Below are 25,035 nucleotides of genomic sequence, written 5' to 3' on the forward strand. Positions count from 1 at the left end.
ACACCATAGAAAAAATGTCAATTAACACTCTTAATATGAAACAACAACTCGAACTGTTTTAGAAAACGGACCAGAAGCGATAGTACTGCCCGCTATCTTGCTTAATGTCGCAGTAAAAGGGACATTAATCGGTGATTGTGGCATGATTTCACCAATACTGTAGCTTTCATTATAGTTAATATCAGTTGAATTACGGGTTAATAGTGTTTGTAACCCATTGCCCATATCAAGATATTTTCCACCTAGCACCGTATTATTATTGGGTTCAAAACGTACTGATATATTTAGCCCTGTTTCGCAGTCTTGTGGCACTGACATACCTAAATTAAAAGTTCGGCTAACCACTTCTCCCGCATTCATTTGTTTAGGTGAAATTGAGTCAAAGTTTACACTTCCCCCATTAGAAGCCGTGATATTCACCGCAGGTGCAGGGCAGAGCAAGGTTAAGTTACCTTTAATGCGCACATAAGTTGGCCCGCCTAAATCCTTACCTAAATAATCCACATGGGTTCCTAATAAAAATAGCCCTGTATCAAAAGGTTTAAGAGCGTTTGCCCCCTTATAAACATAAAAGTTATACATGAAAGCAATATTGCGTGTAATTCCTGTTTCTGGTTGACTCCAATACCCCAAATAAATATTTGGAACAGTTGGGTTGGTTATCGTTACTGGACTAGGAGATGAAATTGCATTTTGTTGCGTCACACTGACACCACTATTAATCAATAATGTTTTAATTGCAGTTGGCATTGTATTTTTAAAGTAAACGGCATTAGTTGTACTTGATGAGCCAGTAAACTCACATCTCACTGATATATATGAGCTCAATGCTGATGTCAATAAGGTACCATTTGGAATTGAAGTACTACTATTTGTAATATCAAAGGTTAATTCTTGTTCTATAGTTGTAGCTCCTGAACTCGGTATACAATTATTAACCGCAGCTACTGATTGAAAACTTAGCAAAAATAAAAATAATATAGCGAATGAATTTATTTTATTAAAAATTAACATAATTTATCTCTTATCCTTTTCATTTGATAAGGAGCAAGTTGTATTACATGTATATTTCAATAAGTTTGGTGTTCCATAATCATCAATATAAGTAATAACCATTTTCGGCGATTTCACTTGTTTATCTGATAGAAAATATGTTGAATTGCTATTTGGCTTTATGACAATTTCTTTAAAATCAGGAACTTTAGATTCATTATCATTAACATTAATCACAACAATGTGATAGGGTGTCTGGTTAGTTAATTTTAACGAGTTTCCCATTTTTTCCACTTTCAATTCTTTCTGCCAATCATTGTTAGGGTATTTTTTCAATTCACTTGGACGATAAAATAATTTAAAGCGTGATTGAATAACAATTTCAACAGCATTTTCTAGTTTAGTTTTCGGTGGAATACCCAAGACATTAAAGTAAAATAAAGACTCTTGGTTGTTCGGTATTTTCACGTCATTTTTTGATAAACTAATTCTAACCTGTTTCTTTTGATTCGCTTCAACACGTTGCAATAAAGGCAAAGCAATTAGTGGCTCTGAAATTTTTTCACCATTTTCATTCTCGACCCATGACTGAACTAAATAAGGGTCTTTTTTATCAATATTCTCAATCACAACGCTAACACCTTTACTTGCTTTATCATAAATAACGCGAGTACGGTCAACAGAAATTGATGCATGTGTGTATGTGCTAATCAAGATTAAAGCACTTATTATTAATTTAAATTTTTTCATGATTTTCTATTCTTTATTACAGGTTATATTCTTACTGGCTAAATGGCTTTGTTTTCCTAACATAATTCGACATGACTGGTCACCACTCCATTTAACCGTTAATTTTTGATCTGGTTGGAAGCCCGTTAAATAAACTTGCCCTTCCTCTGCAATCATTCCCAATACACTATTATTATCAGAGCCATAAACTAAAGCACCAAATGGGGGCGTATTTCCGTCAGGGAATTTAATTGTAACTAACGCTTTTTCCCCCACTAATGTATTGAGTTTTGAATAACCAACCGCACCATCAGTTAAATTTGATTCAATCACGCTGTCATCAATGCTGACATTGTCTGGTACATTATTAAGGTCTACATACTGGGTCGACCTATAATAGGTTGGAACATTACTAATTGCGGCTAAACCAAACCCATTCGTAACTGATTCATTTTTATTAATTGATACCCCTTTCGCTTTATCTGTATCAATAACCATACGAGCTTGGTTATCATAAACTCGTCGGTGTAAGACTGGGCCTTGGTTGGTAATCGTCAAGGAGCCATCTAGTGACCCACTTAATGTATGGTAATCTTCGCCATAGGAACCCGTTAGTTGTGCAGTACCATATTGCGTATCACGATAAACGGATGCATTCATTGCCGCATTTTCAAAAAAGTCTTTACTTGATAAACCTAAGCTAACGTTATTATCATTAATTTTAGAATTGTAATTAATATTACTATTATATTTCTTATCAATATCATTATAAGAACTAAAGTATTGAATCCGTGAGTTTCTTTCACCACCAAATGGGACGCTTAACGAAAGATATGCTTGCTTAGAGCGTTTACCTTTCACGTAGCTACTTTCACCAATTGATAATGATAAAATCGCATTATTTATAAAACTTGTATTTATGGTTTTATTAAACGATAAATTGAGAGTATTGTTATTTTTTGATTCTTTCCAATAACTTTCCCGTGAGTAACTTAAACTTATATCTGCCTGTAAATCAGGGAGTTGTTGTGTAAAAGAAGTCGTAAATACATTTTTCTGCCGATAATGTGGCGTTAACGGAGTTTCTTTTAAGCTAATATAATCATTCACTGACATAAAGCCTTCATTAGAAAACTGGTACCCTGTTAAATCCAATCGACTTGAATTCGAAAAACGTTTTGCATAATTAATACGGTAACTTTCACCAGTACGTAAAGCGATATCCTGTAGTTGATTCTTCGACTGTGTAATATCAAAAGATATTGCACCAAAGCGTTCCATATTTACCCCAACACCTGCATTATAGGCATGATATTCATCATTAGAGGTTGCAAAAATACCACCAAAAATAGATAAATTGTTGAGGATCCCCCAAGAAGCTTCAGTTGATATAAAGTCATCATTGATGTTTTTATATCCCATTGGGTCTAACCGGCCTGCATTCAGTTTATATTGCACCATGCCTGGGCGTGTTAAAAAAGGAATATTGGTCGAGGAAACTTGGTACTCACGTATAGAGCCATCTTCTTCTGTAATTTTAACATCAAGAGTCCCTGATAAAGAGGAACTCAAATTATCAATTGAAAAAGGCCCTGGTGCCACTTTCATTTGATTCAAGATACGTCCATTTTGTGAGATAGTGACTGTCGCATTACTTGTCGCGGTTCCTGTGACACTCGGTGCATACCCCCTTAGAGAAGCCGGTAGCATGTTCTCATCCGTAAAGACACTAACGCCGTTAAAGCGTACAGAATCAAATACATTACTTACTGTATAATACTTACCCGCAAAAAATTTTGCGGATAAACTAGGTAAATCTGTAAATAAATAAGTTTGCACCCATTTAAAATTATCATTTTTATTATCATTAAAATCTTTTTGATATTGATAATTACTGCGAACACGCCAACGCCCTACATTCGCACCAATAGAACCGAATGAGCTAAAATTATTAATATCTCGAGCATTCTTATACTTAATATAGTTTTCAACAAAGTTGTAATCCAATACGAGTGCATTAACTCCAACTTCCCGTTGCATGGGCGGAACCCAATTGTCATCAGAATACTGAAAATAAGCTTGAGGTATTGAAAGCATTAACTCTTGCTTTTCATCATCGAATCTTGCCTGAATATTTTTATCCTGTGATGCAAGATCATAACACTGACCATTTTCCCATGTTGGTACTTCTTTAATAAATTCTTCTTTTAACCCAATAACTTCTACTAAGTTTCTAGAAATACAAGGTTGTATATTTTCGTCTTTATTTAAAAAGTTTATTTGATCAAAATAATTGATTCTTCGACCATTTACCGATACATTAGAAAAATAAGAACCTTCACTAATTTTATTTTTCTCAAATGCACTTAAATCTATATTAGTATTACCCAAAATAGATAATGCGTCTTCATTAAATTGAACAGAATCCGCATTAACATAGTAAGTGTAAAACAATAAACTAGATACTAAACTAGTCACTATGTTTTTATTAAAATTGTTCTTTTTCATTAGCCGCAATATTCTATAATGGATTTATTGAATGAACTCATATAACTGAAAATGCTGTGAAGCAATTGCTATACACAGCATAATCAGCAAATATAAGATTTATTATTTTTTTAATGTTTTTATATTAATACTTATTGGTAATCTAAAACGTAAGCGACTGTAGATTTAACAGAACCGGCTGTAGCTGCACCTAATGCCTGCATACGAGCAGATAAATTAATAACATTTGTCCCTGCGTTTAAGCTTTGCTCAACAGTATCATTTGTTTTTAAATTTGTTCCACTTGCATTTTGGAATAACACACCAACATTGGTAGCAGTACCAGTACTTGCCCATAAGGTGCCAGCTGCATCCATTTGGCCCGTAAATTTAACTGTTACTTTAGAATAATCAGTACCACTTGCGGTAGGGTCCAAAATACAATCCGTTAATTCTAATGTGAAATCAACATTTGGACCTTGTGAACCAGCTGTTTGTAATGATGCAGCTGGAACAGAACCTAATTGAACTTCTTTGTTAACAGAAGAAGGAGCAATGGTACAAGCACCAGTATTCACAGTACCATTGAATTCAATAGTACCGCTTCCTACATCCGCAGCAAATGAAGTTGATGCAGCAGTGAATGTTAATGCGATAATTGAAGATGCTAATAGCGTCTTTTTCATTTTAAACCCTTATTTCATGATATTATTAATATATACTAAGGCAATACCTTAGTTGGTACACAGCCATACCAATAGTTTTATTGATATAACTAGAATTTAGTTAACTTTATTCTTATCATTATTTTAATGACTTGAGATGTTCGATAACATGTGAAGTAATATAACCACTAATATGAACCGTAAATATAAGGAGATCCTTAAAACAAATACTAACCTTCATTTTTTTTATTGTTTGAATAAAAACCATGACTTAATAATGAGTTATATTCAGAGGTCCAGCTATTTGATTGTTCTAAATCTATATCTTCAAGGAAATAATGAACACTGACTTTAAGGAAGTCTGCAATCATAACTAAAGAATCGATATCTATTCTGTTAATACCTCGTTCATAGCGAGAAAACTGCTGTTGACTAACATTCAAAGCCATTGCCACTTCAGTTCCTGTTAATCCATACTCCCTTCTAAGCTTTTTTATTCTGCTCCCTACTATTTTGGCAATAGGATATCTAGCTGCCATTTTTATTTCCTTTCTGAAAAATACAAAGTAGATACTGAATAACGTAAGAATAACTAACTGCGAGCAATACTAATTAAATAAAATAAAAATAACAAACTCACATACGAGTAATAAATAAAACCAAACATTAATTTTATTTATTGAAAATGCTGATTATTAACTATTAATATCTGGTTACCCTTAATATAAGTAAGGTTTATGAAACAATGTCTAACGAACTCGTCATTTTTCGGGTAAACACCATCACTAAATATAGTTACTTATCTCATATATTTAAAAAAAACAGTTTTTTTATCCAACAAGTCTTAAACGCCACATGTCATTAATTAACAAGATGTTAACATTTCTTTTTTAATGGAATTTTATATCACCAAAACTTGGTGATACCCGTACCTAAAAAAATAATAAACTTTAAGACTATAAACTTTCTTGAGGCTTTATTAAGCCCTTAACTAAATGCCCTACCTATTGAAGTTATTAAGATTATTCATTCCTACATTCTTTAAATATTTCGTTATTATCCATATCATTTTTATTAGTTAACCATAATAGAATAAAAAAATGGAATAAAAACAATATTCTCAAGAATCGTAGAAATGTTTTAAATTCTTAAACATGGTGCGCCAAGTACACCTGAATTTAAGGCAGCACTAAAAGCAGAGTCTTTTGGTCAGCGCCTCCTAGTTAGTATGAATTTTTTACCTTCGTTTTTGGCATCTTCAACTAATTTTCTCACTAGCTCTAGATTACTCGGTTTTATCAGAAAGTACTCCATTTTCAATATTCCATTAATTCGTTCTGCTAAAGCATTTTGGCAACAATCGTAGCTATCTATCATAGAACATTGAATATTATGTTCTTTATGTATTTCCTGATACTCCGAAGAACAAGATTGTATCCCCCGACCTTAATGATGGCTCAGCTTTCTTTCGCTCCTCAATCCTATCCAGTATTTTGTAATAGGCCTGTCGACTGATTTGCATAAAGTGACAAGCTATTGTTACGTTGAGGTCGTAATCCTTTTTTCTTTAATAGTAGAAAACTCACATTTTCATCCCATATTCGTCCTAGAAATGCATGGGATAAATAAGACCATAATAGATTTAGAAGACATAACAAATACTAACTAATTGTTTTGTAATATATTTTGTTTTATCTACTTTACCGGATAAAAATAAGTGAAAAACATCAGAATAGCGCCTTCATTTAACTCCATCAAAAATAACATTAAAAAACAAATGATTAGACTTATTTTTTATGCGAATGAATTAATCTAACGCGATAAAGTCATTTCAAACTCATAAATGGATGTAAATAAATATCTCAATAACTCGGTTTTTGATTATTTAAGATATATTTCACTGCCTAAATACTCTTGTAATGCGTTTATTTGTTTTTATGGGTTATGTTGGCGTTTAATGCTTATGGTGAGTTGTTTTTTGGCTTAAAGATCTGCATTCAACGCCTTAACGCGGTGCTAGTGATAATGTTAATAAATATTTCGTTTTTTATTTTCTTTTAATTTCAATGCGTTAATTTAATATATTTCGTTACATTCTACCGGCGAAATACATACTTTAGCGATATCTGATTACTCATTTTATGGATATTATTTGTTTCGTTCTTCACAACAGATAAAAATTTTTAATTAAATGACTTAATATAAGGTAGATAACATGAATAAGACTTTAATTGCATTATGCTTAGCGTTAACGACAACTTCTATTTCTGCAATGGCTGCGGATGCCGGCTCAGGTAAAATTACGTTTAAAGGCACAATTAATAGCGGTGCATGTACAATTGCACCGACTGATGTGAATAAAGAAGTTCAATTAGGTAATATTGCCGCGGTTAATTTAGATGCTGCGGGTAAAAAAGGCCCACTCAATTCATTTGAATTAAAATTACAAGATTGCCAATTAGACCCAAGTGCTTCAGGTACTCCTTATTCTAAAGTAAAAATTACGTTTAATGGCCAACCTGATGCCACAAACGCATCTTTATGGTCAAGCACTGGTAGCGCAAATAACGTTGCAGTTTCATTCTTAGATAGTACAGGTAAAACGATTAAACCCGGTGAGACTTTAGAGCAAACACTGAAAGCGTCTGACACCACAATTATTTTGTCTGCTCAAGCAGAAGCAACTGGTGCCGCCACTTCAGGTAGCATCAACTCTATCGCAAACTACGTATTAAGCTACGAATAAGATAGCCATCATGCCTAAGCAAAAGCTTTACGCTAATTAGCGTAAAGCTTTGTATTCCCACTATCGATTATCATAAGAGTGCCAACATGTATTTTAAGAAAAAAAATATAGGTTATATTATCTCACTCATTATGTGTGGTGGGTATACAAATGCGGAAACTTTTAATATCAATGCCCTTAATTTGTCTGCAGACGACAATATTGACCTAAGCTATTTTGAAAAAAATAGTTTAAGTGAAGGTTTATATGAATCGGATATTATTTTAAATGATAAAAAAATTATCCGCGGCGAAAAAATTAAGTTTATTAATCATGACGGAACAATTGAGCCGTGTATTACGGCACAATTAATAAAACGTTTTCCCTTAAATGAAGAAGCGAAAGAAATATTACTTTCTGCTCAAGAAAATGATTGTATTAATTTATTCTCTCTCGATAAAAACGTGGCTATCGATTTTAATGATAGCGAACAAGTCCTGAGTATTTCGATACCTCAGAAATATATGGCATCGACTTATTCTTCGTGGGTGAGCCCTGAAATGCGCGACTATGGGATTGCGGGGTTAATTTTAGATTATACGATTAGCGATAATCATTTAATCCGTAAAAACGAAGAAACACGTAACCAACTCTATGCCTTCGGGAATGTGGGCGCTAACTTCGCGCAATGGCGTTTACGGGCAAATTACCAATATGAGAATAAATTGGCGGGCGAAGATGGACGGGGTAGCAAGAAACGCAACTTAGATTGGGACCAAGTCTACGCTTTTAGGGACATTGCCAGCTTATCGGCGAAGTTGTTTGCCGGGGAAATTTTCATTAAATCAGACTTGTTTGATAGCGTGCGTTTCAAAGGCGTGAGCATGTTTACCGATGAAAGCATGATGCCACCGAACCTCAGAGGGTATGCCCCTCAAATTACCGGGGTTGCCGCCTCAAACGCAACGGTCACCTTATCACAAAATGGCCGTATCATCAGTCAAGTGAAAGTGCCGGCGGGCCCTTTTGTGATTAAGGATTTAAGTCAATCCATCATGGGCACCATTGATGTGACCGTGGCAGAGGATAACGGTAAAGAAACGAAATTCCAGTTTACGACAACCAATATTCCGTTTTTAACCCGTAAAGGGCAAGCGCGCTACACCTTGAATTTAGGTCAGCTATCCCCGAAAAATGGCACCCATGCTAACGACAATTTTATGACTGTCGAAAGCTCTGTTGGGGTGTTTAACCATACCTCTGTTTTTGGCGGAATCGTGGCAACATCAGGGAATAAATACAAAGCCATTAACCTCGGTATTGGCCAAAACATCGGCATTTTAGGGGCTTTTTCGGTGGATATCACCCAATCTTACGCCGATACCTTATTGGGGCGTGAGAAAGGCAAAAGCTACCGTATTAACTATGCCAAAGATTTACCGAGTATTGATGGGCAGTTGACATTAACTGGGTACCGTTTTGCCGACAGAACCTTTAACTCTTTATCCAATTTTGTTGAGCAAAACTTTGTCGACAGACAAGATATCGATACCAATAAAGACAAACATGTTTTTTCATTGTCTTACGCTCAGCAATTACGTGGAATGAATGCGAGTGCGAATATCACCGCATCACGTAAAACCTATTGGAATGGTAAGCAAAATAACTATTTCAGTGTGGGGCTCAATAAATTCTTCGATGAAGGCGTCATGAAAGGTGGGAATATCTCCCTGTCTTTAAACCAAGTCCGTGGGGCGAATAATAAAACGGATAACCAAGTTTATTTATCCGTCAGCAAACCATTAAGTACTGAAAACCAAAATGCATCAATATCGTATTTCGCCTCTTACAGTGACAGCAACAAGCGCTATGCAAATAACGTGAATTACAGTCGTCATGTTGATAGCAACACGAACTATAATTTAACCGCATCGACCCAAGATGGGTTATCGGAAGGCATGGTGAGCACCTATGTGTCACACAGTGCGGATGCCGGCCAAGTCCAAGTGACGGGGTCATTATCGGATTCCATGACGTCGCTAAGTATGACGATGAGTGGCTCGGTCACCGCGACACAGCACGGTATTTCTGCGCACCGTTTAACCTATCGTGACCAATCTCGTTTAGTGGTTGATGTGCCAAATGCGCAAGGCGTGATGATTGAAAATGGCCATGCGACGACGAATAGCCGAGGGTTAGCCACTATCAGTAACGTTCCGACCTACTATAATATGGAATACAAGGTGGATGTGAACAACCTGCCAGACACGGTAAACATTGATGATAATGTTTTAGCGTCTACACTCACTGATGGGGCAATCGGTTATGCTAAAATGGATGCAGATATTGGTAAGTCACTGATAACACGAATTAAGCTGGCTAATGGTCAATACCCACCATTAGGCTCAGTGGTGAAAAATAACGTAACGGGTAAAGTTTCAGGCATTATTGCTGAATCCGGTATCGTCTACTTAACCGGGTTGAACATGGGCGACCAACTTAGCGTTAACTGGGGAGATGCACAAGCGTGTACGTTCTTAGCGGACAGTCTCCTGGCTAAAAGTAGCGATTCAATTGCTTGTCGTCACTAATGTGATTTCAATGGGTGAAAAAATGACATTATTTAAAAAAGTACTTTCCGTTGTTTTACTCTCAAGCGTCATGAGCCAAGCGTATGCCGTTCTTGGGTTAGATAGAACCCGTGTTATTTTTAATGAAGCCGATGGCGGAACCAGTATCGTTGTTGAAAACCAAGATACCGCCTCTTCGTTTTTAGCGCAGACATGGATAGAAAACCAAAAAGGTGAAAAGCTGACTAACTCACTAGTGGCATTACCTTTTTTACAAAAAATTGGCCCTAAACAGAAAAAACAAATCAAAATTGCGTATATGGATGGGCAAAATACCTTACCCACGGACAGGGAGAGTCTTTTGTATTTCAATGTATTAGGTATTCCACCGCAAGGTAAAGAAGCGAATGCGGTTCAGTTTACTATCCAATCACGCTTAAAACTGTTTTATCGCCCAAAAGGCATTGACTACACAGTCTCTGCCGAGAAAGATTTTCAGCGCGATTTAAAAGTCACAAAACAAGGTGGACAGATTACGTTGTCGAATCCAACCCCGTTTAATATTGTGATCACCAATATCAATGTTGATCAAAGTAAGGATAAAGATTTTCCTGAAGTGCTTGTCGCCCCGTTCAGTGATTCGACCGTGACATTGAAAAACCCGGCATGGAACAGTTTTGAAGTCGCTTATATTGATGACTTCGGTGGTCTGAAATTTAATAAATACCAGTGTGCCGCAGCACAGCCTTGCCAATTATTGCCACAGGCGAAATAAAAAATACAAATGTGGGAGCTTACTGAAATGAAATTTAAAAAACGGTCATGGCAAAGTGGCGTGTTCTTTCTCCTTCTGATGTCAACTTCTGCCGCGTATGCCGGAGTGACATGCCGACCGGGTAATAGTGTACCCGGCTCGACGGGAAATGCGTGGAACCCACTCCCTGAAGTCTATATTGATATGAATACAACCCCCGGCACCGTTGCTCCCGGCACGCTATTGGGCTCTGCCAGTAGTGGTTTCTTTTCATGGGCTTGTGTGTTTTCAGGCTCAAAGGCGGAGCGGACAATTTGGTTTAACAACCAAACGCCAACAACCATAAAAAATACACTTAAAAACAGCGGTGTTAGGCTTTATCAGGACAGTATGTATAGTGGCTCTGTTGAAATAACTGCGGCCAACACCCCGCAGTTAGAAGTGGGCGTCTGGGAGGCGGGCCCTAAAAATGTGCTATTTGGTTACACGTATCGAGTGGTCAGAGGTACGGGAGAGTTAAAATCTTTTGATACCGGTGTTTTTAATGTTGGTTATCACAGTGATTACCAGAGAAAAAGTTTAGGGGATATCTATCAGGCGAGGATTATCGGGAAATTGGTGAACTATTGCCCAACACCGATTGTCCGCATGAGCGATAAAGTGGTTGATTTTAAAGAGCTCACGGCTGAAAATTTTGAAGGTGGTCAAACAGTTAGAGAAAACTTTTCATTAGATTTAGTGCCCGATTCAACGTGTGATGCGGCATTAGAAGTCAGTGTTGCGTTCCAAAGCAACAGTGGCGTGATAAATAAAAAGTACATCGTCTTTAACAATGGCCTACAAGCTGCAATTACAGACAGAACCAATAACCAACAGGTTGCGTTTGATCAGTATTATTATAAAGGGAGTATCAGTAAACAACAGCCCGGCTATTTCCCTTACAGTATCGAGTTATCCAAGAAAGATGCTGAAGCCATTAAATCAGGGCAGTTCAGTAACACTGTGAATGTTTTATTTACCTACCGTTAGTGAGTTTTAGGTTTGTATTAAGTCAATATCACCTTTGTGCGGTGGTATTGGCTTAGCCTAAAATGGAGGAGAGATAATGAGATTTTTGCCTTAATCTCTACAATGTCACTTACTATTAGTAAAAATAGTAGAAATATAAAGAAGGCGTGTGATATTAAGAAAGAGATAATTCAAATCAAAGATCCTCTACGCCCATGAAAAATATAATTACTTAATTCAACACCATTTACAGCTTAAAACTCAAGTCATAAAACAGATACTTCCCCCTCTCATCCCATTGTGGTGATTTCCGCCAAAGAAAACTATCACATTGACAAACTTGCTATACAATTTAATCATGCACTGCCCACCAACGCCTACATATTTAGGTTGATAAACACCCATCGTAATTGAGGCTATAACCATGAACAACGCGCCATCTTTCCGAGACATCATTTATAGTCTTATAGGGAGTATCCCAAGAGGTAGAGTTGTCACTTACGGAACGTTGGCAAAAATGGCAGGTTACCCAGCTCATGTACGCCAAGTTTGCCAAGTTATTAGAACCATCCCTGCGGGAAGTTCTTTGCCTTGCCACCGTATTATTAATAGTCAGGGTAAGTTATCAGTCAAAGGCGAGTGCTATCTACGTCACAAACAAGCCCTTATAGATGAAGGTATTATTTTTGACTTGAACGATAAAATAAAACTAAAGGACTATTTCTGGGAGGGATTTGATTAGCTCTTTCATTCTATTAAGTATAAAAATAATTTTTACCGTAATATTGTAATTGTTGGTACTTAGTAAAATAAACTGTCTCACTCACAGCAGTTTATTTTTATAATTACTATCTAATCTAGTTCCTATGTTTAAAATAACAAAATCATAACTTACATCCTCATTGGTTGCCCTTCATCCAATGAATTAAAAATAGGGCAACCAATGGTTTTTCAATTAAATATCAAAACGCTAACTTCCCGGTGTGAAATAAATCGGGGAACCAGGCCCTACAGGAATCCCTAATACAAATACCCATACGATAAAGAATAATGACCAACCAATGAAGAAAATGATGGAATAAGGCAACATCATTGAGACAAGTGTACCAATCCCTGCATCTTTCTTATATTTCACAACAATCGCCATAATTAAGCCAAAGTAGCTCATCATCGGTGTGATAATATTCGTGACCGAATCACCAATTCGGTATGCCGCTTGAATAGTTTCTGGCGCATAGCCCGCTAACATTAGCATAGGAACAAAAATAGGTGCCGTTACCGCCCATTGGGCTGATGCTGAGCCAATCATTAAATTAATAAATGCACAGATAAGAATAAAGCCAATAAACAGCACACCACCGTGAAGGTCGATACTATTTAAGAAGTTGGCACCTTTAACTGCGATAACTTGCCCGATGTTTGTCCAACCAAAGAAAGCAACAAATTGTGCCGCGAAGAAAATAATGACAAGGTATAAACCGAGCGTACTCATTGCTCCAGCCATTGCATCAACAATGTCTTTATCCGAGCGCATAGTTTTAGCAATATAACCATACACGATGCCTGGAACGGCAAAGAAGACAAAAATAAAGACCACAATACCTTTTAAGAACGGCGAGTTGCTGACTAATCCCGTTTCCTGATTCCGTAATATTCCGTTCTCTGGTACCACCATCAACGCCAAAATTGCCGCTAATCCCCAGAAGGTAACTGATGCCCAGAATAACGCTTTTTTCTCGAGTGGAGTAACGTTTGCAGAAGCATAAAGGCTATTTTCATCTTCATCAACGGCACCACCTGTATATGGACCCAACTGGGGTTCCACAATTTTTTCGGTGATCAAATAACCTAAAATAGTGATTAAAAACGTACTGGCAAACATAAAGTACCAATTTGCTTCTGCACCCACGATATAAGTTGGATCAATGATTTGCGCAGCTTGCTGAGTGATACCCGAAAGTAACGGGTCAACCGTACCTAATAGTAAGTTTGCTGAATAACCACCTGAAACACCAGCAAATGCGGCGGCAAGACCCGCTAAAGGATGACGACCTAATGAGTGGAAAATAATGGCAGCCAGTGGAATAAGTACCACATAGCCCAATTCTGCGGCGGTGTTTGACATGATCCCCGCAAACACGATAGCCATTGTGGTTAATTTTCGTGGAGCTTTGGTGACAATTAAGCGCATAGCCGCGGAAAGTAAGCCGGCCCGCTCTGCAATTCCAACCCCTAATAATGCCACTAATACCGTCCCTAATGGTGCGAAACCTGTAAAGTTGGTGACGACATTCGCAATAATTTTTCGGATCCCTTCGGCATCCAATAAACTTACAATATGAATAATACCGTCTTCTGCCCGCCCTTTTGCGCCTTCTGGGCGCGGATCTGGCACGCTTACACCAAAGTACTGACCAATTGCTGAGGAAACTAATAAAATTGCAATTAAAATAATAAATAAAATGACGGGATGTGGTAGTGCATTACCTAGCCACTCAACCGTTCGCAAAAAACGGCTTCCCTCTTGCTTCTTTTGTTCCATATTTTCTCCTTATAAACAAGAAAAACGGACATTACACAATGTTTTTGTTTTTTACCATTTACAAATAGATCATTTCAAATCAACAAAATTCACACAATTTAGACATAAAATTCAACATAATTAGGGATAATTCATTTTTATTAGTCATTAATATTATTAATTTAAATAAAGGCACCAATTAAAACCAAAGTAAATCAGATAAATTAATTTCTATAAGTGTGGTCAATATAACAATTTTCATATTATCTATGACGTTTATTCGTCATTTATCACTAATTAAATATTATTTTTTAGCAGTTTTATTTCATATTAATAGTAAAAACCTTATTTATAAACACTCGATAAAACCTTACTTATAATTCGGAATAACAACCCCAACAAAGAATAATCTACCAACTTTCTTTATATTGATATGGAAGGCTATAATAGTAAAAAATCAATTCATGGAGTCACTATCATGTCAGTCATTGATCTTTGGGCAGAACGCCATATTCAAGAAGCTCTGAGTAAAGGGGAGCTTTCAAATTTAAATGGGGAGGGAAAAATGTTACAGCTTGAAGATGATAGTTTAGTTCCACCTGAACTTAGGGCTGGGTATCGAATATTAAAGAACTCGGGCTATTTACCCACTGAATTACAACAAAGGAAAGATGCACTAACGCTAAGCCATATGCTACAAGGTCTCTCTGTGGACGACCCCAATTATACGTCGGTGAGTAAGCAATTAGCTTTACTCGAACTAAAACTCAAACAAGCCAATGTAAATACTGATTTTTTACATGGCAACTATGCAAATTCAATTTCTGAACAAATAGCCAATAAGTCAAATACCAAATAATGTAGGTAAGTCTTACAATAAATTAATCCATTATCCGTTTACTATTTATCTTAATCATTCTTCCTTTATTTCTCTTTGCTTGATTCGTTATTAAAAATGCCCCTTAATAGTCATATTAAGACTATTTACCTCTTTTTTATATGGTTATCCAAGTATTATCAATCCCTATTTTATACTTATTAATAAGCAAGAGATGGAAAATGGAACAGAAACAATATTCTAATAAATGGCAAGAACGTTTCGACTTTTTTGATAAGCATGGTGCTCCTGATACGCCTGAATTCAAAGCAGCGTTGAAAGCCGCCTCTTTCGGTAAGCGTATTCTCATTAATATGAACATTTTTGCCTTCTTCTTCGGTATTATTTACTTCTTGATTTTAGGGCTGTGGAAGAAAGGGTTGGTGATGCTTGGTATCACTCTTGGGGTTGGTCTAGTTTTGAATATTATTGATTTTATGATTGGTGGAACAATCCCTAATGCCGTCTTTACAGGGGTATCTGTCGGTATGTCAGCGCTGTGGGCCATGGTTGCCAATTATGCTTACTATATTAAAGAAACCAAAGGATTGGACAACTGGAACCCATTTGAAGGGATCCGCATGGTCTAAGCTGTAAAAAGATAAAAATTGGCTGCGGGCGAGGTGGCTAATTTTTATCTGGCAACAAAGCTCCCCAAAATAACCTACCGTAAGTGACTTCCCTGCAAACGATATTCATTCGGTGTTTTGCTATAAAATTGGCGAAATGCATGACTAAATGCCGAATGTGAGTCATAGCCCACCGCTAATGCAATTTGTTCTATTGATTTATTGGATAATAATAAGCGCCCTGCCGCTTCCATGCGTTTTTGTAATAGAAACTGCATCGCCGTTAACTGTGTTTCAGCCTTTATTTTTCGTTGAAGCGTACTCACTGACATACAAAAAGCCGTTGCCATATCTTCACAACTAATAGGATGGTGTAGACGCAGTTCCACCCATTGAGAAAGCTCATCAATCCATTTATTTTCAGGTTTTAACTGTGCCAACAATAGACGAGCAACCGTAAAATTATGTTCCGGAGCTTGTGGGAAGTTTTGCAACCAATTCAAAAGACCAATTGCGGCAGGTGTCAGAGTAAATTGCGTCATTTTTTCATTTAATGCCCATTGTGCTGTGGCTGGCATTTCTAATACGTAGTTTTGATTTCCTAGCTGCCCGCTAAATGCATGACTCACACTAGGCGGGATCACGACCCCCTTTCCTGCATTTAACAGAAAATGTTGCCGGTACATATTAATTTCCATCTGCCCAGATAACGACAAAACGACTTGCCACTGCCCATCATGTTGATGAGAAATGACGTCGTTCGAATATTGGCGAAAATGAAGCTCAGGTAATCGCAAAGGGTTGCACTCCCACGGTCAATGAATAGCAAGAGTATAGGACTATAGGTGGTAATATTGCTATAGAGGAAGTGACTGGCCTATCTATCAAATTCATCAAAATAAAAATGTTTCAGCGGTTCCATTTGCTGGTGAAGAACTCGTATAACAAAGATATCTTTGGTTCTCTGCCGATAAAAAATGACATGCTTAGAATGATTATAACGCCTAATCCCCTCTGAAATTTCCGCACACTTCAGTCCTATCAAAGGATTGGAGCTCAACATTTCTAACGCACAATGTAAACTTTTAGTATACTCATCCGCTTTACTGACACCAAAATTCACCAAAGTATATTCAAATATTCCTTCAAAATCTTTAGCGGCTAAGTTAGAAAGTTTATACATTATGTGCGGTCTTCATTTTTTTGGCTATATCATGGAGTGTGAATGATGATTCACCGCTTTTTTCACCTTCTTCAATTAGCATCTTCAATGCAGCCGTTTGTTTTTCTTGAATTTCAAGTAAACGCAGTGCGGAGCGAACAACTTCACTTGTTGAACCATACCTTCCAGATGAAATCAGTTGATTTACAAATTCATCTAATTGCGTTCCGATTGTCACACTTGTGGTACGAGCCATAAGATCACCTTTGTGTTAATTATTAACACAATTATTTTAGTGGGTTATCACCATAAAATCAATCAATGTAGGCATTAGGCTAAAAGCGCCCCATTCGGCAAAGGTAAGTTAAATTCAGCAAGAACAATCGCCCCCTTTTCATCAGGTGCCCCCGTGATCAACACTTCCGATTTAATGCCTGCTATACGCTTGACTTCAAAGTTACACACACATAGTACCTGCTTACCAATCAAATCATCTGGCGTATAATTGACAGTGATCTGTGCGCTAGAGCGCTTAATACCCAATTCGCCTAAATCAACTTCCATAACATAAGCTGGCTTTTTGGCTTTACTGTTGACTTGTGCACTAACAATAGTCCCAACACGCATTTCAACACGGGTAAAATCATCCCATTCAATAATTTGCATAAATCCATTCCTAAATTAAATTACTTATGTGTAATAAATTAACATACAACAGACTTTGCGGTTTATCGCCAGAACGTCATTTTATGTAGCCAAACCACCACAGGGCTCAGATGATAAGCAAAAAATAACCCTCATAAAAATGAGGGCTAAAGATAAATAACAGAAAGTATGTTGAAGTACGGCGTTTTCTTTTTTACTACATCGTTGAAAATGTATTCATAATGATCCCACCAGTGATAATGAGGCCCATCGCAAATACTGCTGGGAAATCGGGTTTTTGTTTATATAAAATCATAGAAACGAGTGTCACACCGACAATACCAAACCCACACCATAATGAATAAGCCACACCGACTGGGATATAACCCATTGCACGGGTTAGTGCGAAATAACACAAGCAATAAGCAACAATGACTAATACAGATGGACCCAATTTGCTAAAGCTATTGGTCTTTTTTATCATTGAAGTACCCGTTATTTCAGAGCCAATAGAAAGCGCTAACCATAAAAATCCAGTAAACATAATATTCCCCTTAACTTTGAATTAATGAGCTGTGTTATTTTTTGTTGATAATAATGAAGACTCAGTTTCATCTTTAGATGGTTCAGTTTCTTCCGGATCATCGGAGCCCATTTTGGAGAATAGATTCATGATCACAATGCCACTCGCGATCACGGCCATACCGATCATCGCCGCAGTGTCTGGGTGTTGCCCATAAAATAGCATGCCGAGGGTAGAAACCATTAAGATCCCTGTACCTGACCATGTTGCATAAGCCAAACCAACAGGAATATATTTTACTGCCCGAGAAAGTGAATAGTAACAAATAACATATAGCACAACGATTAATGCCAATAATAATGATTTAGTCATACCTTCACTATTATCAAACATTTTTAAGGTCGATGTTGCTGAGGTTTCAGAAACAATAACCGCCAGCATCCAAAGCCATGACTTTGCTTTAGGGGACATAGATAATACTCCTACAATAAATAGAAAGATTAATTTTTAATTTGATTAAATAACTTTATTTTTTAAGAGACTTTAAATAATCGATTGCTGAATCTGTTAATTTATTTTCATTCGCGCAATACCCCCTAGGGTTATTCATTACTTCCTTTAAAGTAATATAGCGATTTGGATGTTCATCATTTATTTCAGGTTTTAAATTTTCAGTAATATCACGAATTAAAAATTTATTTTCTATTTCATTAAATGAATCAAAATAAACACCTAACTTGATTGCTTTAGTGATATTTTCTTTAATCAACTGATTATAATTTTCATTTTTATTTAAACCTAAAACCTGACTTAATTCACTTTCAGGGCAACAATGGTATTTCAGTGCCAATATCGGCATGTTTTGTGATAATGCATGAAAGACTAACTCACTTTCCTCACTCATAAACAAACCATTGGCTATCTCACCAACGACTTTTGCATCAATAAACGGTAAAAACAGGCTGTCATAATGATTTAAACTATTTATTGATAAGGTGCTTTTATTTATAACACTTCCCAATTCAGCCCATTTTTCAACATCAAAAGACTGGTGCATTGATGCGGTGGCATAAAAGGAAAAAGAAACAGAATCTAACTGTGCCAGTCTTTGGTAAATAGCTTGCTGATACCCCTCAACAGGCGATAGCACCACCAGAACTTGTCGCTTTAACTGACGTAAAACTTGCTGCACAATTCGCTCGATCAGTTTTTCGTTCATTCTGCCACCACTCCTTAGCCCGCGATAAATACGCTATCGTTATTGCGTAAGCCCGCGGCATTTGCTTCATCGGTATCAATATGAAACTCAAGAGAAAAGCGTTCATCCACTCTCACGACAACTTCATCAAACACTAAGCTGCGTTCACCTTCAGTACGGATATTCACCTTTTGCCCATTCACCACATTTAATGCTCTTGAGTCCATCACACTCATATGAATATGACGCTGAGCACAAATAACCTGCGACTCAAGATTGACATGCCCCGCTGGGCCAATCAGTAAAGCATTGCCTGAACCTGCCATGTCACCTGACTCTCTTACCGGCGCTTTTATACCAAGCGCAAAGCAGTCGGCCTTAGACACTTCTAATTGCGTTTTTGGGCGAACAGGCCCTAGTACTCTGACTTTGCTAATCGACCCTTTTGGTCCCACCACCATGACGCATTCTTTCGCCGCAAATTGCCCGGGCTGTTTTAAATCTTTAAATGGCGTCAGCTGATATCCTTGGCCAAACAAGGCTTCAACGTCCTGTTGTGAAAGATGAACATGGCGGTTAGATATTCCGACAGGGATAGCAATGTTGGAAACGCTGCCTTGTGCTGGTGTATAGGCTGAAAGCCGCTCCAATATTTTCCCCATTAATTGCTCATTCATCATGATTTTTTCCCTTTACGCGGGTCATTCTTGATGTCTTTCACATTGATGTCGGTTTTAACTTCAACCACAGGCGCTTCTGTTTTAGCCTCAACAACCGCTTTTTCCACTAACTTTTCTGCTTTTACTTCTGGCTGAAGACTTTTCTCTAACTCACCTTTTTTACTTTTCACTGTTAGCAATTTACTGATTACGCTTTCTTCAGGCCGCGCAATCACTAATGAGCCGACGAGTAGCTGACTATTGGCGATCACTTCAATACCATGGTCAACTGCGGTGCGAACAGCACTGATTTCGCCTTGGAAACAAACGGATACCAGTCCAGAGCCGATTTTTCGATAACCTACAATTTCTACACTGGCGGCTTTACACGCCGCATCAGCAGCCTGTATTGCGGATGTCAGTCCCCGAGTTTCAATTACGCCTAAACTTTTCATCTGTCTCTCCTACTTAGTGACGAACCAGTCGAATATCGAAATCAAATTGTTTGAAGAATGCTTCAAGTTGGTCTAATTCTTCTGCGCTATAGGTTGGGTCTTGTTTAACGGGATAAATCATATCCAGTTTGTCGTACTTACCGCGGCCCAACTGGTGATAAGGCAGAATATCGATGCGTTTTACATTGCCGCGTTTGGATAATTCCATCGCATAGTTAATCGCCCCTGTAATGGCATCAAACGAGTCGTTATAGCCACGAACTAATGGCATTCTGACAACCACGTTCGCGCCGAGATCAATCAATCTTTCGAGGTTGCGGCGAACATTTTCATTGCCAATACCGAATAGATTTTTATGCTGCGCAGTATCAATATGTTTAATGTCATAGAGGAATAGGTCGACAACTTCAGCTAACTTTTCATAGTTTTCTAACGATGTTGTACCTTGGGTTTCTATTGCGGTGTTGATCATCATTTTTTTACACTCACGCAGTAGAGCGACTGCAAAATCGGTTTGTAGGCTCATTTCGCCTCCACCGATTGTCACACCACCACCGGAAGAAATATAAAAATCATAATCTTGCATGATGATATCCATCATTTCGGCCACAGTGACATCTTTACCCATGATGTCTAATGCACCGCCAATGCATACTTCTTCACATTTACGGCAACCGATACAATCAATGCTGCGATTCACGCGGTGAATTTGCTCACCTTGCTCATTAATAGTTTTGTAGTGGATCCCTGTCGGGCAGACATCAACGCATTTCCCACAATTGACGCATTTATCGTGGGAAAACATCACTTGAAACTGGCTACTTAACCCTTCTGGGTTAGCGCACCATGGGCAACGAATATTGCACCCTTTTAAGAAAATCAGTGTTCGGATACCGTCGCCATCATAAATCGAGTATTTTTGGATATTAAATATCCGACCTTTAATCTCTGCCGCGCTCATCATTGCACCTCTAACACTATGTTTATAAATCAGAATTTATTATTGTTGTTATAAAATGGCAGGTATAAATTCATACCTGCCTACATGGGTTTAGAACTTCTCAATTACAGTACGGCTAATAATTTCATCTTGAACTTCTTTACAGAGTTCAACGAAGTAGGCACTGTACCCTGCGACACGAACGATTAAATCACGGTATTTCTCAGGCTCTTGCTGGGCTTTTTTCAGCATTTCGTTATCGACATAGCTGAACTGCATTTGGCCGTTTCCTAAGATAGACGCGGTTCTTAGCAAGGTGATTAAGCCGTGGCGGCCTTCTGGTGTGTCCAATAAGCCTTTTAAGAACTTAAAGTTATGCACCATACCAATATTCATCGTTTCAACATTCATTTTGCTGATTGATTTAATGATGGCGGTTGGGCCTTGTTTATCCGCACCTTGTGTTGGGCTGATACCATCGGATAACGGCATCCACGCTAAGCGACCATTGGCACTCGCTGCGGTTAATTCACCAATCGGCGTGTTGTTGGAGATGGATAAAGTTCCGTGACTCAGTGTTGAATACAACATGTCGTACTTACGACACTCACGCTCTGTCCACTCCGTAATATCCAGCGCATATTGGTCAACATAGTCATCATCGTTACCAAATTTAGGCGCATTTAAGCAGTCACGGCGTAATTCGTCATAGCCTTCAAAGTTAGCTAATAATCCATCACGAATTTGCTCAAGGGTGTAGCGACCATCTTCATAAACCAATTTGCGAATCGCGACAATGGAGTCAACATAGGTTGCAAGACCAGAGAAAATCAGCCCTGGGCCGTGGTTGATCATCGCCCCACCCGCTGCAACGTCTTTCCCTTTTTCCATACAGCCTTCCACTAGCAAAGACATTAAGGGTTTTGGTGCCACATCACGGTGAACTCGCTGGCTGATAACGGTACCGATAGCGGATAAGCGAATAATATGAGCAATCTGCGCTTTCACTGCATTATCAAAGTCTTCGAATGTTTTCAGGTCACGTAAATCACCGGTATCTAAGCCTTGGTAGCTATCGAATAGCACCATGCGACCACGGTTTAATACAAACTCAATCGCGATTGGCCATTGGGTGTAACCAGTTGATGTCCATTGATAAATACGGCCTGATTTCTGTGGCTCAACACAGCCCATCAAGCAGTAATCACGCGCATCTTCAAAGTCAAAGCCTTTACGCAACATCATTTTGATGTGGGAATCGTCGAAGTGACAGGCAGGGAAGCCCATTCCGGCTTTCACGACATCAACGATTTTTTCCATGTATTTCTGTGGTGATTGGTTATGAATACGACAAGCCAACGATGGCTGATACACTTTAACGAAACGAACCGCATCCATGATTAAGTAAGTTAAGTCGTTACAAGCATCGCCACCAGAACGTTTTTGCCCACCCACCGTTAAGTTGATAAATGGCTGATAACCTGCAAAATATTTCGCACCCAGCTCACTCGACATCCACATTAACTCAGCACACTTGATGATAAACGCCTGCATCATTTCTAATGCTTGTTCTTGGGTTAAACGGCCTGTTTTGATGTCATTTTCATACATTGGGAAGCAATATTGGTCGAGACGTCCTAAAGAAAGACCTGTTTGGTTTTCTTCGATTTCAAACAGTGACTCAACAGTCCAAATGCTTTGTAATGCTTCTTGCAACGTCGCCGGTGGGTTCGCTGGCACGTTTTCATTGACTTGTGCGATAGTCAGCAATTCTTCGCGACGTTTTTGGTCTGACTCCAGCACGGCTAATTCACGAGCATGCGCAGCAATACGGTGTGAATACGCCACTACCCCTTCACAGGTTTCAATTGACGCTTTATAGAAATAAATACGGTCAATATCTTCTGGGTTTTCCATGCTTAACTCAGCCAGTTTCGCCTGAGCATCTGCTTTAATGCCATTCATTCCTTTGGTGAATAACAGCACATCATAACCCGGACAAGTATCTCCACCACCGTTGATTTGGTGATAAGACAAGTCACTGACAAACGTTTCACCGCTGAATTCCCATACCCCCGCTTCGCGGTATTGAGCCTCACAAATTTCATCCAATGAGCGCCCTTCCCAGAATGGCGCGATTTCCTCGCGGATCACTTTTTTGTCTTCTTCTGAGATAACAAATGGATCTTGTGGGCGCGTACTCATGGTATCGAGTTCTTCGACCACCCAGCGCCATGCGATATCTGGAGAGAAAGCACCCGCACGGGCTTTACCACATGGATGGCCTACAATCAGTTCTTCCGGCTGAATTAAGATTGGCGCAGTTTCACAAGCGCGGCGGAATGCTTTCGCACGCAATAGAATTGGCGGTAAACCAGGGTTATTTTTGACAACTTCAGTGAAGGCGAGTGCACGATAGATAGACACACTTGGGCGCGCTTCTAAGTAGCGGTTACGCAAGCGTTGTAAGCGAGGCGTTAACCCTTCCATCACTTTGAATTCAGTTTCCGCTTGTGCCGTTGGAGCAACATAGCTAGCATTTGGCGCGGCGTATTGCGGCTGAATGCTGTTTTTTCCGCAATATAAACGAACTTTTAAGCCGTTATTGATGGCACTGATGTTTTCATGAGCAGATAACATCATAGCTGATAATTCGTTAATGCATACACGAGGGTCATTCAGATAAATACCGTCTTTTAATGCATCGAACATTGGGTAGCCATCGACTTGCTTGGTTGAGCGAACTTCAGAGAGCTCAGCCAGTTTCAACCATAAACTTTCTACAATCTCATAAGCTTGTGCTTGGGTTAAGCGGCCTTGTTCAATATCGCGTTGGTAGAATGGGTAAACTGCTTTATCGAACCCCATTGGGTTAACTGCATAACTGCCATTTTCTAAATGCAGGATAAGTTGCAGTAAATAGAACGCTTGGCAAGCTTCTTTGAATGTTTGTGCTGGTTTTGCTGGCACATTACGTAAAATTGCTGCGCTTTCTTGTAACTCTGCGCGACGATATTGATTAGACTCTGCTGCTGCCATGCTCTCTGCTTTAGAAGCTAAAGCTTGCGCAAAATGGATAGCGGCATCACATGCGTAAATTGCCGAGCGGCAGTTATTCGCCTCATCAATACTATTACGGCTAACTGCACTGCCGATATTTCTAACTTTATTTTCTAATTGCGCTTTGATAGCTAAAAAACCGATGTTTAATACCGCTAAGTAATCGGGTGCATCAATGGCGCTATCGCCAGCTAAAAACGTATAAATGCTGTGGCTGTTGATTTCATTTTCAGTATGGAAAATCGCCCCACGAGGCGTTGATGATTGGCTACCAATAATCAACTCATCTTGGGCAATAAATGCAGGAAAATGACGGATAAATTCATAAAAACGTTGTGCAGGTTTAATCGCCTGCGGTGCGCCAGACAGTTGGTTGCCAAGCGCTTCTAAAATATTGGCACGTTCAGTAATAATTGAGCTATTGCGGGCACTTAAGCGTTCAGCCAGCATTTTTACGCGTGGGGTCAAAGCATATTTATTCATGTTAGCCTATCC

The 25,035-nt window shown here is 38.4% G+C and carries 24 protein-coding genes and 1 pseudogene; 7 read left to right on the plus strand and 18 right to left on the minus strand.

The genetic code is table 11. From position 1 onward, the window contains the following. Positions 1–30: 30 nt before the first annotated feature. From FVA72_RS18285 to FVA72_RS22270, 6 genes and pseudogenes are all read right to left on the minus strand, one after another. Positions 31–1,014, minus strand: coding sequence for a fimbrial protein (locus FVA72_RS18285; protein WP_096864370.1), 984 nt, complete (start codon positions 1,012–1,014; stop codon positions 31–33). Between the two features lie 3 nt (positions 1,015–1,017). Then, on the minus strand, positions 1,018–1,743 hold the full coding sequence (locus FVA72_RS18290; protein WP_110591176.1) for a fimbrial biogenesis chaperone: 726 nt from the start codon (positions 1,741–1,743) through the stop codon (positions 1,018–1,020). 6 nt (positions 1,744–1,749) lie between these two features. Beyond that, positions 1,750–4,230 carry a fimbria/pilus outer membrane usher protein gene (locus FVA72_RS18295; RefSeq protein WP_110591175.1) on the minus strand — a complete coding sequence of 827 codons (2,481 nt, stop codon included), beginning with the start codon at positions 4,228–4,230 and terminating at the stop codon, positions 1,750–1,752. A gap of 131 nt (positions 4,231–4,361) precedes the next feature. Further along, a complete protein-coding gene (locus FVA72_RS18300; RefSeq protein WP_004258955.1) occupies positions 4,362–4,895 on the minus strand; it encodes a fimbrial protein in 534 nt (177 codons plus the stop codon). Between the two features lie 209 nt (positions 4,896–5,104). Continuing rightward, positions 5,105–5,413 carry a helix-turn-helix domain-containing protein gene (locus FVA72_RS18305; RefSeq protein WP_004258958.1) on the minus strand — a complete coding sequence of 103 codons (309 nt, stop codon included), beginning with the start codon at positions 5,411–5,413 and terminating at the stop codon, positions 5,105–5,107. Positions 5,414–6,125: 712 nt separating this feature from the next. After that, positions 6,126–6,317: pseudogene (locus tag FVA72_RS22270) on the minus strand (integrase core domain-containing protein); the annotation flags it as partial. A gap of 772 nt (positions 6,318–7,089) precedes the next feature. Here FVA72_RS22270 and FVA72_RS18315 point away from each other — a divergent pair. The 5 genes from FVA72_RS18315 to FVA72_RS18335 all read left to right on the plus strand — a co-directional run bounded on the left by FVA72_RS18315 (position 7,090) and on the right by FVA72_RS18335 (position 12,673). Then, complete coding sequence (locus FVA72_RS18315; protein WP_004258966.1) at positions 7,090–7,620, plus strand: fimbrial protein; 531 nt, start codon at positions 7,090–7,092, stop codon at positions 7,618–7,620. An 86-nt stretch (positions 7,621–7,706) separates the two neighbouring features. Beyond that, a complete protein-coding gene (locus tag FVA72_RS18320) occupies positions 7,707–10,190 on the plus strand; it encodes a fimbria/pilus outer membrane usher protein (RefSeq protein WP_110591095.1) in 2,484 nt (827 codons plus the stop codon). Between the two features lie 22 nt (positions 10,191–10,212). Continuing rightward, a complete protein-coding gene (locus FVA72_RS18325; protein WP_161595415.1) occupies positions 10,213–10,944 on the plus strand; it encodes a fimbrial biogenesis chaperone in 732 nt (243 codons plus the stop codon). A 27-nt stretch (positions 10,945–10,971) separates the two neighbouring features. Beyond that, the gene (locus tag FVA72_RS18330) at positions 10,972–11,952 is read left to right on the plus strand and encodes a hypothetical protein (RefSeq protein WP_175427131.1); all 981 of its coding nucleotides are present in this window, start codon (positions 10,972–10,974) and stop codon (positions 11,950–11,952) included. A gap of 403 nt (positions 11,953–12,355) precedes the next feature. Further along, positions 12,356–12,673, plus strand: a complete 318-nt coding sequence (locus FVA72_RS18335) for an MGMT family protein (RefSeq protein ID WP_094961548.1) — start codon at positions 12,356–12,358, stop codon at positions 12,671–12,673. Positions 12,674–12,901: 228 nt separating this feature from the next. On the opposite strand, the gene FVA72_RS18340 is transcribed toward FVA72_RS18335, so the two are convergent. Beyond that, entirely contained in the window at positions 12,902–14,473 is a 1,572-nt protein-coding gene (locus tag FVA72_RS18340) for an AbgT family transporter (protein WP_110591172.1), read from the minus strand. A gap of 457 nt (positions 14,474–14,930) precedes the next feature. Here FVA72_RS18340 and FVA72_RS18345 point away from each other — a divergent pair, with 457 nt between their 5' ends. Both FVA72_RS18345 and FVA72_RS18350 read left to right on the plus strand, forming a co-directional pair. Continuing rightward, complete coding sequence (locus FVA72_RS18345; RefSeq protein ID WP_004259005.1) at positions 14,931–15,311, plus strand: DUF1992 domain-containing protein; 381 nt, start codon at positions 14,931–14,933, stop codon at positions 15,309–15,311. Between the two features lie 200 nt (positions 15,312–15,511). Further along, complete coding sequence (locus FVA72_RS18350; RefSeq protein WP_036958052.1) at positions 15,512–15,919, plus strand: DUF2628 domain-containing protein; 408 nt, start codon at positions 15,512–15,514, stop codon at positions 15,917–15,919. A gap of 74 nt (positions 15,920–15,993) precedes the next feature. Here the strand turns inward: FVA72_RS18350 and FVA72_RS18355 are convergent, their stop codons facing one another. From FVA72_RS18355 to cutC, 11 genes are all read right to left on the minus strand, one after another. Continuing rightward, positions 15,994–16,695, minus strand: coding sequence for a helix-turn-helix domain-containing protein (locus tag FVA72_RS18355; RefSeq protein ID WP_036958053.1), 702 nt, complete (start codon positions 16,693–16,695; stop codon positions 15,994–15,996). 80 nt (positions 16,696–16,775) lie between these two features. Then, on the minus strand, positions 16,776–17,081 hold the full coding sequence (locus tag FVA72_RS18360; RefSeq protein ID WP_047757257.1) for a type II toxin-antitoxin system RelE/ParE family toxin: 306 nt from the start codon (positions 17,079–17,081) through the stop codon (positions 16,776–16,778). Further along, on the minus strand, positions 17,074–17,316 hold the full coding sequence (locus tag FVA72_RS18365; protein ID WP_094961552.1) for a type II toxin-antitoxin system ParD family antitoxin: 243 nt from the start codon (positions 17,314–17,316) through the stop codon (positions 17,074–17,076). The genes FVA72_RS18360 and FVA72_RS18365 overlap by 8 nt, the downstream gene beginning before the upstream one ends. 74 nt (positions 17,317–17,390) lie before the next feature. Continuing rightward, positions 17,391–17,726: a tRNA-binding protein gene (locus FVA72_RS18370; RefSeq protein WP_110591171.1), complete on the minus strand. Its 336-nt coding sequence runs from the start codon at positions 17,724–17,726 to the stop codon at positions 17,391–17,393. Between the two features lie 196 nt (positions 17,727–17,922). Further along, complete coding sequence (locus tag FVA72_RS18375) at positions 17,923–18,249, minus strand: DMT family transporter (RefSeq protein WP_004259019.1); 327 nt, start codon at positions 18,247–18,249, stop codon at positions 17,923–17,925. A 21-nt stretch (positions 18,250–18,270) separates the two neighbouring features. Continuing rightward, entirely contained in the window at positions 18,271–18,699 is a 429-nt protein-coding gene (locus FVA72_RS18380; protein WP_004259023.1) for a DMT family transporter, read from the minus strand. A 55-nt stretch (positions 18,700–18,754) separates the two neighbouring features. Then, complete coding sequence (locus FVA72_RS18385) at positions 18,755–19,420, minus strand: hypothetical protein (RefSeq protein ID WP_226617001.1); 666 nt, start codon at positions 19,418–19,420, stop codon at positions 18,755–18,757. Between the two features lie 41 nt (positions 19,421–19,461). After that, positions 19,462–20,106, minus strand: coding sequence for a phosphate propanoyltransferase (locus FVA72_RS18390; RefSeq protein ID WP_004259030.1), 645 nt, complete (start codon positions 20,104–20,106; stop codon positions 19,462–19,464). Then, the gene (locus FVA72_RS18395) at positions 20,103–20,540 is read right to left on the minus strand and encodes a BMC domain-containing protein (RefSeq protein ID WP_047757251.1); all 438 of its coding nucleotides are present in this window, start codon (positions 20,538–20,540) and stop codon (positions 20,103–20,105) included. The genes FVA72_RS18390 and FVA72_RS18395 overlap by 4 nt, the downstream gene beginning before the upstream one ends. Positions 20,541–20,553: 13 nt before the next feature. Next, positions 20,554–21,504, minus strand: a complete 951-nt coding sequence (gene cutD / locus FVA72_RS18400) for a choline TMA-lyase-activating enzyme (RefSeq protein ID WP_004259033.1) — start codon at positions 21,502–21,504, stop codon at positions 20,554–20,556. Positions 21,505–21,591: 87 nt separating this feature from the next. Then, a complete protein-coding gene (cutC, locus tag FVA72_RS18405; RefSeq protein ID WP_110591170.1) occupies positions 21,592–25,023 on the minus strand; it encodes a choline trimethylamine-lyase in 3,432 nt (1,143 codons plus the stop codon). Positions 25,024–25,035: the final 12 nt, after the last annotated feature.

It is taken from the genome of Providencia sp. PROV061, from assembly GCF_011045655.1.
GTDB classification, from domain to species: Bacteria; Pseudomonadota; Gammaproteobacteria; order Enterobacterales; family Enterobacteriaceae; genus Providencia; species Providencia hangzhouensis.

Coding starts and splice junctions, on each gene's coding strand:
- FVA72_RS18370 (WP_110591171.1), bottom strand. CDS start 17,726: ATGCAAATTATTGAATGGGATGATTTTACCCGTGTTGAAATGCGTGTT.
- FVA72_RS18395 (WP_047757251.1), bottom strand. CDS start 20,540: ATGAAAAGTTTAGGCGTAATTGAAACTCGGGGACTGACATCCGCAATA.
- FVA72_RS18325 (WP_161595415.1), top strand. CDS start 10,213: ATGACATTATTTAAAAAAGTACTTTCCGTTGTTTTACTCTCAAGCGTC.
- FVA72_RS18320 (WP_110591095.1), top strand. CDS start 7,707: ATGTATTTTAAGAAAAAAAATATAGGTTATATTATCTCACTCATTATG.
- FVA72_RS18365 (WP_094961552.1), bottom strand. CDS start 17,316: ATGGCTCGTACCACAAGTGTGACAATCGGAACGCAATTAGATGAATTT.
- cutC (WP_110591170.1), bottom strand. CDS start 25,023: ATGAATAAATATGCTTTGACCCCACGCGTAAAAATGCTGGCTGAACGC.
- FVA72_RS18305 (WP_004258958.1), bottom strand. CDS start 5,413: ATGGCAGCTAGATATCCTATTGCCAAAATAGTAGGGAGCAGAATAAAA.
- FVA72_RS18340 (WP_110591172.1), bottom strand. CDS start 14,473: ATGGAACAAAAGAAGCAAGAGGGAAGCCGTTTTTTGCGAACGGTTGAG.
- FVA72_RS18330 (WP_175427131.1), top strand. CDS start 10,972: ATGAAATTTAAAAAACGGTCATGGCAAAGTGGCGTGTTCTTTCTCCTT.
- FVA72_RS18315 (WP_004258966.1), top strand. CDS start 7,090: ATGAATAAGACTTTAATTGCATTATGCTTAGCGTTAACGACAACTTCT.
- FVA72_RS18295 (WP_110591175.1), bottom strand. CDS start 4,230: ATGAAAAAGAACAATTTTAATAAAAACATAGTGACTAGTTTAGTATCT.
- FVA72_RS18345 (WP_004259005.1), top strand. CDS start 14,931: ATGTCAGTCATTGATCTTTGGGCAGAACGCCATATTCAAGAAGCTCTG.
- FVA72_RS18285 (WP_096864370.1), bottom strand. CDS start 1,014: ATGTTAATTTTTAATAAAATAAATTCATTCGCTATATTATTTTTATTT.
- FVA72_RS18300 (WP_004258955.1), bottom strand. CDS start 4,895: ATGAAAAAGACGCTATTAGCATCTTCAATTATCGCATTAACATTCACT.
- FVA72_RS18375 (WP_004259019.1), bottom strand. CDS start 18,249: ATGTTTACTGGATTTTTATGGTTAGCGCTTTCTATTGGCTCTGAAATA.
- FVA72_RS18360 (WP_047757257.1), bottom strand. CDS start 17,081: ATGTATAAACTTTCTAACTTAGCCGCTAAAGATTTTGAAGGAATATTT.
- FVA72_RS18335 (WP_094961548.1), top strand. CDS start 12,356: ATGAACAACGCGCCATCTTTCCGAGACATCATTTATAGTCTTATAGGG.
- FVA72_RS18390 (WP_004259030.1), bottom strand. CDS start 20,106: ATGATGAATGAGCAATTAATGGGGAAAATATTGGAGCGGCTTTCAGCC.
- cutD (WP_004259033.1), bottom strand. CDS start 21,504: ATGATGAGCGCGGCAGAGATTAAAGGTCGGATATTTAATATCCAAAAA.
- FVA72_RS18380 (WP_004259023.1), bottom strand. CDS start 18,699: ATGTCCCCTAAAGCAAAGTCATGGCTTTGGATGCTGGCGGTTATTGTT.
- FVA72_RS18350 (WP_036958052.1), top strand. CDS start 15,512: ATGGAACAGAAACAATATTCTAATAAATGGCAAGAACGTTTCGACTTT.
- FVA72_RS18290 (WP_110591176.1), bottom strand. CDS start 1,743: ATGAAAAAATTTAAATTAATAATAAGTGCTTTAATCTTGATTAGCACA.